This is a genomic window from Burkholderia pseudomultivorans (assembly GCF_001718415.1).
In the GTDB taxonomy this organism is placed as follows: domain Bacteria; phylum Pseudomonadota; class Gammaproteobacteria; order Burkholderiales; family Burkholderiaceae; genus Burkholderia; species Burkholderia pseudomultivorans_A.
This window is the reverse complement of the sequence record NZ_CP013377.1, coordinates 1,057,073-1,068,463: the sequence shown is the minus strand read 5'-3', so window position 1 is coordinate 1,068,463 and position 11,391 is coordinate 1,057,073. Positions and strand designations below refer to the sequence as shown.

Below are 11,391 nucleotides of genomic sequence, written 5' to 3'. Positions count from 1 at the left end.
CTTATCGTGCGACGTCGATCTCGACACGGCGGTTTTGCGCGCGGCCCTGCGCGGTGCGGTTGTCGCCGACCGGATCGGCATCGCCCTTGCCGACGGCTTCCAGGCGGTTCGCCGGTACGCCGGCGGCTTGCAGCATCTGCATGACCTGGGTGGCCCGCTCCTCCGACAGCGCCTGATTCGACGCGAACTGGCGGCTGCGAATCGGCACGTTGTCCGTGTAGCCGATAATCGTTACCTTGCCGGGGACCTTGGCGATCTCTGCCGCGATCTTCGCGATCAGCGGATTCATCGAGGCCTGGACAGAGGCGCCACCGGGCCGGAACATCGCGTCGCCGCGGAACGTGACGACGCTTCGGCGAGCGTCCTCGTCGACGCTGACCGTGCCGGCGGCGATTTCATCCTTGAGCAACTGCTTGAGGTGCAGTTGCGGCGGCGGCGCAGGCGGCGGCGTCATGCGGGCAATGTCGGCAATCTGCTTCTGAACGTCCGCGCTGTGATTGGATAGTTCGTACTTGAACCATCCGAACAGGCCGAGCAGGACCACCGACAAAAGCATTGCGGTAATCCACACCGGGAACTCGTAGAACGACGGGCGCTTGCCCTTTGTGCCGGGTTGCCAGTGGGGCGACAAAGTCAACGGCACGAGGTCGCGTTGCGATGTGATTTCGGTGTAAAGCCGTTGGCGAACCGCGTCGTGCTTGCGCTTGCCGTCGGCAACGTCCTGGTAGCGTCCTTCAAAGCCTAGACTGAGGACCCGGTAAATCACCTCCAACAGATCGCGATGCTCGTGAGGCGCCTGCAGCAGCCGGCCGATCAGCAGATAAACTTTTTCGCCGCCGTCGCGATCCTCATGGAATGTTGTCGCAAGGCTGCGGTTACCCCATTCACACCCGGAAGATCCACTGCGGCCCCACTCTGTCCTCATCGCGGCCTCGTCAAGCGCCGTGCAGAGGCAGTATCGTGCGCCGATCATATGATCGCGGCGGATGTTGGCCTGCTCGCACAGTTTCTGAAAGATGCGCAGCTCGTGCTCCAGCATCTTGCGCAGAAGCTCACTTGCAGGACCTGCCAGGGTATCGGGCATATCCGCCTGCGCTCTCAATAGCGGACGCGCTGCCTCAAGCAAAGGATTCCGCGCCAGCCTGATCGCATTCAGTCTCTGCGTCTCTGCTTCGCCCGGTGGAATCACGTAAGTCTTCCTGTTTCGGTCGGAATCGACGATATCTGCGAACGTCGGAACGTCGACGGCAACCGTTACATCGTGTCTTTCGCCAGCCAGGTATTTCGCGCGGCTCATCATCCAACCCTCGCAACAGTACTGCCGACGAGTAAGCATCCGCACTCGGTGCGGTGTCCATGCAAAGCAACACGACGCCCTCCTACTGTCAGCGTTGGGTGGGCTTCGATAATCCGGTTCAGGCCGTGCGGACGGCCATCCGGATTGCATCGAGGGCATTCGACGAGATCGTGAAGCCGTGCAACAGGCTTGCCGCCGATCGTATGTGTGGTCGAGCCGGTAATGATCCGGCCGCCGTGATCGGTACGGTCTCCTAAGACTGCGATGGGAAGAGACATCAAATGGTCCTTGCTTATTGAGAGCTTTATTTCAGTGCGGTGCGTCGGTTATTCGATTGGCGCGGCACTCACATCGGCTCCATCGGGATCTTGTCGGGGTTGCGCGACGCATCACGCAGATACGGGTCAAAGGAATCTACCGCGCATTCGGCTTCGATTTCCGCCGGCCATACCGGAATCTTGCTCGTGTGCATCGCAAACCATCGGCCGAGCGACGCCACGAAAAAGATCGGGGAAAGCAATATTTGCCAGATGGGTTGACCATTCAGCGAGAAGAACATGTACCTGAGTCCAACCTTGTACTTCTCGCGACGCTTCGCAATGTCGTGGCACCAGTAGACGTCCCGGTAAACCGACGCTGGCCCCTCTTCCATATAGCGACGGACAAATTCCCAGGTGTGCTTCAATTGCTCCACGAGCGCCGTGTCGCCCGGCAAGGCGAACGTCTCTCGCACCGTCTCACCGTCCTTGTCCAGTATGTGACCGCGGATATCCCAATTCTGTTGCCCGACCGTACGCTCGCAACGCCCGAGGGTGAAAAATATGTCGTCCCACTTCGCTTGCACGATCGATCCGTTTGGTTTGAATACGTACACCATACGATTCCTATAATTGAATCTGATTGGGAAGTGCGTTAGCCGAAACGACTCCTTAAACAATATCCACGAAAGCAGCACCCACAGCGGGATTGCAAAAGGAAGGAAGAACAACATAAATCCAAAATCCAATCTAGTAGGAATAAAATGCATCTCCGTATTCATATACAATGGCATCGCCATCACGCTCAACGTAACCGCAAAAAGATACAAACACGCAACCGTCATAAATCCCCGATAAATAAACCAACGATCAACACACTCAAGATACGTTGAGTTCATTTCGATCAAGGAAATATTGTAGAAGGGAGGAATTTCTAGACGTATTTTTTGATGAAATTGATTCGACCGCTCCTCATCGGTCAGCCTCCGATTCACACGATACTTCTTCGCATACAGTCCCGTGTAGTCCATGTCAGAATCCAGTTACGACAGTGACGAAACCCGTTCTTCGGCTTCGAATGTCGAGAGCAGTTTCGATCTGCATCATCACATCGGCTCCATCGGGATCTTGTCGGGGTTGCGCGACGCATCACGCAGATACGGGTCGAAGGGCTCCACCGCACATTCAGCTTCGATTTCCGCCGGCCATACCGGAATCTTGCTCGTGCGCATCGCGAACCATCGGCCGAGCGACGCCACGAAAAAGACCGGCGAAAGCAATATTTGTCCGATAGGTTGTCCATTCAGCGAGAAGAACATGTATCTGAGCCCCGCCTTGTACTTCTCACGGCGCTCCGCAATATCGTGGCACCAGTAGACGTCCCGGTACACCGACGCTGGCCCTTCCTCCATATACCGACGGACAAATTCCCAGCAGTGCTTCAATTGATCCACGCGCATCGTGTCGCCCGGTAAGGCGAATGTCTCTCGTACTGTCTCACCGTCCTCGTCCAGTACGTGACCGCGGATATCCCAATTCTGTTGACCGACCGTCCGCTCGCAACGCCCGAGGGTGAAAAACATGTTGTTCCAATCTGCAATCAAAACGGTTCCATCCCGCCGAAACACATACACCTTCTTATTTCTATAATTGAACCTGATCGGAAAATGCGTCCAAGAAAACGACTCCTTGAGAAAAAACCACATCAACAAGGAACAGCCAGGGGCATAAATTAAAGCAACAGTAAGCATCCAGACTAGATCAGACACAGTTGGGACCAGATGCGGCGACGAAGTCAAGAGCCACGGTCCGATTAGCATAAGAACAGCGGAAACAAAGAAAATCAAAATCAACGCGGTCGCAGAACCACGATAGATAAACCACCGATCAACACACTCGAGGTATACAGAATTCAGTTTTATTACCGAAATATTGTAGAATGGGTCTATATCTTGCCTCACCTTTTGATCAAGGCGATTCAACCTTTCCTCATTAGTCAACTTCCGATTTACACGATATTTTTTTGCGAGCAATCCCGTATAATCCATTTCAACTTCCCGATAAAATGGAAAACTCGCTCATTTCCGACTCTGCGTTTGAATAGCGGCTTTCTTCACCGAGAAAACCCCAGTAACAACGCTTCAACCATTTATCGATCTTGTCATCCTGTAGAAATGTCGCGGTCACGCCGGCGGAAATGAATGCTAGCGTGGCCATGATCGCCCAGAAAACCGCGCCAAATGCAATCAGAACAGCAGTGAGAGAACCGACAGCCGCAGAAGCTAGGAGAGCCACGAACAGAGGGAAGTTCTTTTCTTTATATGCATCGATTGCATTCTTTCCATCCCAATATGAATTGATTCCTGCAGCCACGATGCCCAGCACCTTCGATGCAGACCGAAACATGCTTCCAACCACCTCCAACACCGCAGCCCGCCCTTTCAGCAAAGTCGTCTCGGCCAAACTGCTGGCGGCCCTCGCAATGGAGTCGGCCACGGTAGAACCCAACGCGATAACGGCACTTCCCAGCCTGAACTGGGTCTCCAGCCTGTCATCCTTCATCGAGCCCGCCAGGTCCTTCGATACTTTTTGATAGGCGGCCCACTGGAAGAGCCCCGCCAGCATGTTGCCGATAAACGGCAACGCTTTGCCTGCGGTTGCCATCTTTTGCGATACATTGACTCGCTCCTGCCACGCCGACAGATTCAGCCTCTCGATCTCCTCCGCGGAGCGAACCGAGTTTGCGAGCCATTTCGCCTGTTCCGCCTTGTTTAAGCCATTGGGCATCCCTTTGATTGACTCCTCGTCGATCATCACCAGGAATTTCGTTGAGACAACCGCGTTCATCGGTTCTCCACGAATCTGCAAGCGCCGTAAAGCAAGCGAGACTTCGCGCCGCATGGCGTTCTCGCTGATCTTCTTGACGCCGGAGGCCTTCAGAAGCTGACGGATAAGCGACGCGCGGTATGCCTTATACGATCCGGTCAACTCGACTGGCACCACTGCTCGCCCGCTCACGACGCCACACGCAACAAGGGCGTGGCGAACCGGTCCATCCGCTGCACTTTGCAGTACTTGCGTAATCGATCCGCCAAGCGAGGCCAGCAATTTTCCCAACACCTCCGGAGCCTGCTTCGCCACTCCGTCGATGGCATTGTTGAACGCCAGCATCAGGTTGTCCCAGCCAATCGTTTTCCACGCGACTTCTGGTTTGAGGCTTTCCAGGAACTTCTTCCTGCTTCCCTTCAGATTCAGGACGATGCCGCGCAGCAAGATGTTCCTGTCATCGGAAATCACGCCGTTAAGCCAACGGATGTACAACTGCGCGCAAGGCTTGAATTGTTCCGTAGCCTGGATACAGGCGGTGAGGGTTCGGGCATAGACGAGCCCCACTCCGGCAGATGCGTCGTCATGCGTGCAGTTCAGATAGTTCAGCATCTGATTGCTTGTCATCCACTGGACGTGAGACATCGCCAACGGATGCAAAATCTCATCGTGAAACTGACCATATTCGGTATTGAATTGGTTGTGCCAATCGCCGCGAGCAATTTCGTCGTAATCGATCAGATACTTGTCCCACGACTTCTTCGAGGCATCACGTAAGTCCGCCACCGTGGTATCAGGAAGCTTAGGAGGATTGGCTACATAGGTCATGCGCCCGACTCCGTCCGGAACCCAATGACCGTCTTGCTCCAGCTCGTCGCCTTCGACAATTGCATTGATCTCCGCGCGATCAGCCACGGCGCTTTGAAGGCTCAAAATTGCGGTGGAAACGCTCAGTTTTCGAGACCGCTCCCCAACGGCCATGAATTCGTTGTGCAGTTCCGCTGCGATAGCGCCAATTTCCGTCGCCATTCCCGCAGGATCGTCGATGACCAGCATGGCGCCCGGCCCAGGACCCAATGACGTAGCTGCATGCAACAGGCTATCCGCGGTTGACGCGCGAGAGTTGAATGCGTACGGCGAGAATGCAAAGGTGTCGACCTTGGATTTCGGCGCATACTCCGCTACGACGGATGCAACACTATCCAACGCCTGCGCATGAGGCGCCTTGCCACTCTCCATCCATTTCTTGACATCGAATACGCGCATGTGGCGACTGCGATACGCTTCCTCCTGGTTGAGTTCGAGTACCCGCGGCGTCCATTCGGCGACCGAGTAGCCAACCCAAATCCGCCGAGCGCTTTTGGGAGCTTTCACAGTAATGCAGGCTGCGATTTCTCGGTGCCCTGTCTTGTTGCAAGGCTCGCGCCCCTCGACATATGCGCTGTTCAACGGTACCCCAACCGGCAGTTTCATTAGATAGCCTCGTTGGGTAATCCAGTACTTTTCCCAAGTACCTCGCTCGTCGTACACGTAGAGAAAGCCTTCGCGCAGGGTCCGACCGGTATAGGCGGCCGCCGGCCCCGTCAAGGAAAGGCTCTTTCCACCCTGTCCATCAACAGGTTGCAGATTTTTCGGCAGATTCGGCGCGCCAGAATTTCGACGCATGACCGCTGCCCGGATCGGGAGAATGGCAAGACCTGATTTTTGGCAAAACTCGCAATCGTCTAAAGCTATCGCCTTTGCCTTTTCCAGCAATGCGAGTGAAGCATCTTGTCTGGTCACGAAACCTCCCGTTTTCGATTCATCTGTTCGATATCGTCAATTACGTTGTCCCAATCGCTTTCCTCGAGAAGCGCACTCGCCTCAGCGTAGAGACCGGGATTGGTGGCCGCCTCGTGGAGATAGGGAGCCAACTTCGGATGACCGGTGAAGCCTTCCCCCAAGAGGCATCCATGTCGGGCAAAGGCGACGCAATCGGACGCACACGCAAGGCCAAACTTGCTCTGAGCTACGCAAAGCCATTGATTGATCTCCTGACTGCAGCGCCACAGCTGCTTCAGGTCAGGCACAGCAGGCAGTGTCGCGAGCGTGTCATTAACCAGTCCGACGTTGGCCAGTGCAATCGATTGAGCCTCGTCGAGCCTGCTCCATACTGCCTCCGGTCGATCTCGGAACTGGAGCTCGTGCCATAAGTCATGATGTGGGACCCACCAGCCGCTCGCACCGTCACACAGGGAAGCAAGATGCGGAAGCGGCAAGATCCACAACAAATGAATGAAAACGCCAGGATCGGCAAAACGCAGCACGGCGGCGGAATCGTCTGCCAGCGTGACCGTGACGTGGCGAGCCAATCGTCGCGCCAGCGCGTCAGCGCTCAAGTCGCTGCGAATCAATATCGCTGATGCAGTTTCGACCGCGAGACACCGCGCAATTTCCTCATGCTGCGTATCGTCAAGCTGATCAAGTCGAAGCACTGCGGGAAGCAGATGACGTTCGTTTCCGAGCCATTCGGGGGCGGCGTCTTGCCAAGGCAAACCGCTCAGCCAATCGCGCACCAGGAGGCGATCGGCCAACACGTGCGTACAGACCAGCATTGCTTCGGGAAGCGAATAACTTTGCATGACGCCTCCTCACCGAAGCGGCACGATCGCGGCGTGCCGAGCAGCCGCCTTGATCGTGCTCAGTTCACATACCTTGAGTTCGGCAGCCGGAATGTCATCGGGTGCGCTTCTTGGCCCCGGCATCTCGTGCGTTGCGGCATACGATTGCCACTGCCCCGGCGTACCGTTGGTAATCCCCGAGTTACTGAGCGTAATGAAGCTCTTCCCGCCACGAAGCGACAACTCTTCTTCCGCCCAGATTTCAATTTTCGTCGCGGTTTGCCTGATCCGGACTTTTGCCATCAGGTTAATGGCATCCTTGAGAGCTTCAATGTCAATTGAACCAGCACCGGAAATGAGTTTGATCCCGGCGTGGTATACGAAAATTCTCAGTTTCTCCTTGACGGTCGCAAACAGTGATCGCCCTGTGGCAATGCCAAGATGTTCGCCAGTCGTCAATGCCAGATGTTCACCGCTCGCGATGTGTGTACTGCCCGCCGTCGTCGTTTCGATGCCCGCCGGACTGGCAAGCGTCATATGCGGCTCAGCAAACTCGGGAAATGGGTCGCCCTCCGTCGTTGCGTCCCCTCGTATCGCATCGTTCTGTACCGTCAGCGCGGCCGTAACTTCGCTTTGGTCACCGTTCGGTTCCTGCCCGCCATTCTGCTGAGCCAGTCCAGCCAGCCGTTCGTGGGTGTCCCGCGCTTCCGCGAGTCGCCGAACTGTTTCGTCCATTTCTTTCGCACGGCTTTGCGCATTCGATGGCGCCTCGGTCGTGATCAGCATTCCCAATGCCGATCTCACTACTCCCCACAGACTCGTCGCAAGTTCAAACCCCCTTCCCCGCTCCTCCTGCCGCCCCGCATTCCCCGCAATACGCGTGATGTACCCCAGATTCAACTGCGAACACCCTTCATCGCTTGACAGATGCGCCTGGATCTTGCCGTTCGTATCGTCGAAAGCCAGCGTATTCGCCCGCCGGCCGCCGATTTCCTTGCTGCGATAACCGGCAAGCGCCTGGTTCTCCGGCAACGCGAACGGCGGCATATTGAATGCGTTGACCGCGCTCCCCACGACGATCGGCAAGTCCGGATCGCCATTGACGAAGGCAATCTCGACCTCCTGCCCCCGACGCGGAAGAAAAACGCCGCCGAACTGATCGCCGTGCCACGCGCCCGCAACACGCACCCAACAGCTGGAACGCTCGTCGTTCTTGCCGAGCCGGTCCCACAGAAATTGCAGCTTCACCCGCCCGTAGGCGTCGGTCCAGATTTCCTGGTTGTCGGGACAGGTCACGACGGCATACTCGACGCCGTTCATCCGCGGCTTCGCTATCGTGCGCAGTAGCCGAAACGGCTCATTGGTCGGTTGCACCGTGAAATCTGCTTCGCACCGATACTGCTGACCAGCCCCGGACGCTTCGCCGATCTCTTCGATCGTCAGCCGGCAGGCAATCACGGCATATTCGCGATTCGCCGCGTCCTGCGGGTAGTGCGACAGCACGAACGTCTGCCCGGTGACCATGCCACGCAAATTGCCCTTGCCGTGGGCTCTCAATCCCTGACACCGCCAGGCCTGCATCTGCACCAGCGTCAGGTATTCCGCTTCGGTGCGCGGCTCGTTGTGCGCGCCGGAGAGTCCGGCAGCCCCCGCTTGCGGCTGTGCATAGTCACCCCACGAATAGCGCTCCTGATGGGCGAGGCCCGTATCGCGAGGATCCTCGCGCGTCACGGTCAGATTCGCTCGCGGCAACGTGTAGTCGTAGTCGACAGCCGTCACCGCGCCCGTGGTCAGCGCATGTGACACCGAGAATTCATGGATATGCTCCTCGTCGATGCGCCGACCGGTCGGCGGTTCGTAGCGAAGCTCGGCATAGGCGTTGCCGAGCGGCTTGAGCGCCCCCATCGAATCGCAAAGCACGAGCCGATGCTTGCCTTCGCCATGCTCGAAGAAGTAGCAGATACCCCACTCTTCCCACAAACGCTGCAGGAACGTCCAGTCGCTTTCGAAATGCTGGCGCTGAATGTCGCGCTTGGGCCATACCTTGTTCGGCCGAGGCGTCGTCAGCCGTTTATCGACCGGAAACGGATAGGCCGACAGCACGGCATCCGTGATCTCGACAACCGTCATGTCCTGGAAAATGCGGCAGTCGCAATTCCTGGTCGCATGCCAGAGCCACGGCCGCAGCGTCAGCGCATAGACGATCGAACGGCCGTCTTCACGGACGATCGCCGCCTGACTGACAATGCCGGTGATTTCGCGCATGCCTGCGCCGACATTCGCCATACCGGCACCACCGGCAAGGCCCGGAATGAAATGCCCGCGGCCTTCGAACTGGATCGATACGGTCACCTCCGTGCCGATCAGCGCATCGAGATCGACGTTCGCAGCGATGCTCGGCGAGAACGCAAGCGCGTCCGGCGTCTTCAGCTCCAGGACGTATTCGAACAACTCGCCTATCGTCTCGCCGCCCGTGAGCTTCACCGGCGTCAGGAGCGATTGACCGCCGTACGTCGGCAACGCCGCGCCGGAAACCGATAGCGTCCGTGATGCATCAAACAAAGCCATTCCGATGCCCCTTGAATCAATCGAGTCACTGATCGTATGCAATACGTTGATCCCTAACGCCTACCCGGCCCTACTTCCAACCATTAACTATGGAATGGGAATTTCCAAAAAATAAAGAAAACAACAGATAAAAAATTACGCACATCACAGAGACAAGACCGGCAAACATTCCCCCTGCAAAACGCTTTTCTCCACGCACTGCAAAGAATCCGGCGACCACGACCACGGCAATCGGAGGCGCGAGAAAAAAGTATCCGCGCCAAAACAAGTTACTCATCGGATCGATAGATGTAACGGTCCAATACACCGCGATAAAGAGCAACCAGGCGAGACCGAAACCGCGAAGCACAGGGCTTCCACGAGACGGTTCGGGCGTACGTTCAGTCAGATTTTCCATATCAAATTCGAGTCAAGCGAATGCCGAGATTGAATTAATTCGTTATCCGGTGCGTTCTTAACCATCGCCCTATGTGCGTACCCCCCAAAGCTCAAGCTTCAATGACGGAAACTCGCCCGCCACATGCAACGCAATCCCGCCGTGGCGCATCACCTCCTCCCACAGCGCCCCGCCCTGCGTCAGCTCGTAATAGATATATCCCGCGTTGAACGGAATCTGCCGCGGCGGCACCGGCAGCGCCTGCATGCCGATACCCGGCAAATGACTGCGCACGAGGCTCGGCAGCTTTTCCGACGGCCCCGCCTTCGCTTGCGCGAGAAACTGCTGACGCAGCACGTCGGGCGGCATCGCCGCATGCACGGCGAGCACCAGCGAAGCGAAACCCCGCATATCGGCCGGATCGACCACCGCATTGCGCATGCCGTGTCCCCTATCCTCCAGCGCGATGCTCTGCGCGCTACGCACGAGCACGGCATTGAGCAGCCGGTGCGTGTCGTCGACCACCGGCTTCAGGCACAGATGCGGCGTCGTATGCCGATATGGCGGATGCGTATCGACCGGACGGCGCGTGTCCGTGCGCAGATGGGTCGACAGCTCGCCTGCCATCGCGATCAGCAACGTGTAGACCTCCGCCGGCGAAGTGGTCGGCACGCGCAGCATGTGCTGCAGCAACGGCTCGTACCGGTTGAGGATCTGCAACAGCAGGTAATCCGTGACCGTCGCCGCACTCGCGGTCGTGTCGTCCGTGCCGGCCAGCCGCTGCGACAGCGCATTCGCGCGCAGATGCGCGAGATCGTGGATCTTCGTGACCCAGCTCGTCAGCAAATCGCTCGCGCCATAGCCCGACACGGGCGGCACGATCGCGTCATCCAGCTCGATACTGCCGTCCGCGCGAATGGTCTTGACGCTCGTCAGAGCAAGACCGATCCATGCGTTGCCGAGCTCCTTCTCCGGCACCAGACGCAGCCGCAGGTTCGACAGCTGGACGGACTCGGGCGCCAGCCCGATCGAATTCGAGTCGCGCAGCTCGGCATCGAACACCTGATAGCGCGCCATCGAATCGGGCGTATCCTCGAACGTCGTTTCCTCGCAGTTCGGCAAACGCACTGGCACGGCCAGATAAATCGCCTGATCGAGGTGTTCCGGACGGATCGTCAACGGCGGCGGCAACGGCGTATTGCCCGGCGCATCGAACGGCGTGCCGTCGGCGAACACGCCGGCGGCCGATTTGACGATCACTTTCCCGAGCGCGAGCGACTCCAGATCGAGCGCGTAATGCACGAAGCCGAAGAAAAAAGGCGACAGCGGCGCCGCACGCATGTGCGCGTACTTCTCGAAGTAGCGCTCCTGTTGCTGGAAAAGCTGCGGTCTGAAAAACAACCCTTCCTGCCAGGCGACCTTGGCGTACCAGCTCATACGTCTCGTCCGTTTCGTTGCACGACGTGT

9 protein-coding genes are annotated in these 11,391 nt (G+C 57.4%); all 9 read right to left on the bottom strand.

The window, feature by feature from the left end:
* Position 1: 1 nt before the first annotated feature.
* A complete protein-coding gene (gene tssL / locus WS57_RS04525) occupies positions 2-1,300 on the bottom strand; it encodes a type VI secretion system protein TssL, long form (RefSeq protein WP_230945458.1) in 1,299 nt (432 codons plus the stop codon).
* Entirely contained in the window at positions 1,297-1,575 is a 279-nt protein-coding gene (locus WS57_RS37810; protein ID WP_081056880.1) for a PAAR domain-containing protein, read from the bottom strand. The genes tssL and WS57_RS37810 overlap by 4 nt, the downstream gene beginning before the upstream one ends.
* A 68-nt stretch (positions 1,576-1,643) precedes the next feature.
* On the bottom strand, positions 1,644-2,585 hold the full coding sequence (locus WS57_RS04520) for a DUF6708 domain-containing protein (RefSeq protein ID WP_069243799.1): 942 nt from the start codon (positions 2,583-2,585) through the stop codon (positions 1,644-1,646).
* A 75-nt stretch (positions 2,586-2,660) separates the two neighbouring features.
* Positions 2,661-3,602, bottom strand: coding sequence for a DUF6708 domain-containing protein (locus WS57_RS37545; RefSeq protein ID WP_059518663.1), 942 nt, complete (start codon positions 3,600-3,602; stop codon positions 2,661-2,663).
* 1 nt (position 3,603) lies between these two features.
* Positions 3,604-6,162, bottom strand: coding sequence for a T6SS effector BTH_I2691 family protein (locus tag WS57_RS04510; RefSeq protein ID WP_059518665.1), 2,559 nt, complete (start codon positions 6,160-6,162; stop codon positions 3,604-3,606).
* A complete protein-coding gene (locus tag WS57_RS04505) occupies positions 6,159-7,001 on the bottom strand; it encodes a DUF4123 domain-containing protein (protein ID WP_069243798.1) in 843 nt (280 codons plus the stop codon). Before WS57_RS04505 ends, WS57_RS04510 begins: the two co-directional genes overlap by 4 nt.
* A gap of 9 nt (positions 7,002-7,010) precedes the next feature.
* Complete coding sequence (locus tag WS57_RS04500) at positions 7,011-9,548, bottom strand: type VI secretion system Vgr family protein (RefSeq protein WP_069243797.1); 2,538 nt, start codon at positions 9,546-9,548, stop codon at positions 7,011-7,013.
* Between the two features lie 70 nt (positions 9,549-9,618).
* Positions 9,619-9,945 carry a hypothetical protein gene (locus WS57_RS36835; RefSeq protein WP_155640540.1) on the bottom strand — a complete coding sequence of 109 codons (327 nt, stop codon included), beginning with the start codon at positions 9,943-9,945 and terminating at the stop codon, positions 9,619-9,621.
* A 69-nt stretch (positions 9,946-10,014) separates the two neighbouring features.
* The gene (gene tssK, locus WS57_RS04495; RefSeq protein ID WP_009694948.1) at positions 10,015-11,361 is read right to left on the bottom strand and encodes a type VI secretion system baseplate subunit TssK; all 1,347 of its coding nucleotides are present in this window, start codon (positions 11,359-11,361) and stop codon (positions 10,015-10,017) included.
* Positions 11,362-11,391: the final 30 nt, after the last annotated feature.

Excerpts from the sequence above, each read along its gene's own strand:
- tssL (WP_230945458.1), bottom strand. The coding sequence starts at position 1,300 with ATGATGAGCCGCGCGAAATACCTGGCTGGCGAAAGACACGATGTAACG.
- WS57_RS37810 (WP_081056880.1), bottom strand. The coding sequence starts at position 1,575 with ATGTCTCTTCCCATCGCAGTCTTAGGAGACCGTACCGATCACGGCGGC.
- WS57_RS04520 (WP_069243799.1), bottom strand. The coding sequence starts at position 2,585 with ATGGACTACACGGGACTGTATGCGAAGAAGTATCGTGTGAATCGGAGG.
- WS57_RS37545 (WP_059518663.1), bottom strand. The coding sequence starts at position 3,602 with ATGGATTATACGGGATTGCTCGCAAAAAAATATCGTGTAAATCGGAAG.
- WS57_RS04505 (WP_069243798.1), bottom strand. The coding sequence starts at position 7,001 with ATGCAAAGTTATTCGCTTCCCGAAGCAATGCTGGTCTGTACGCACGTG.
- WS57_RS04500 (WP_069243797.1), bottom strand. The coding sequence starts at position 9,548 with ATGGCTTTGTTTGATGCATCACGGACGCTATCGGTTTCCGGCGCGGCG.
- WS57_RS36835 (WP_155640540.1), bottom strand. The coding sequence starts at position 9,945 with ATGGAAAATCTGACTGAACGTACGCCCGAACCGTCTCGTGGAAGCCCT.
- tssK (WP_009694948.1), bottom strand. The coding sequence starts at position 11,361 with ATGAGCTGGTACGCCAAGGTCGCCTGGCAGGAAGGGTTGTTTTTCAGA.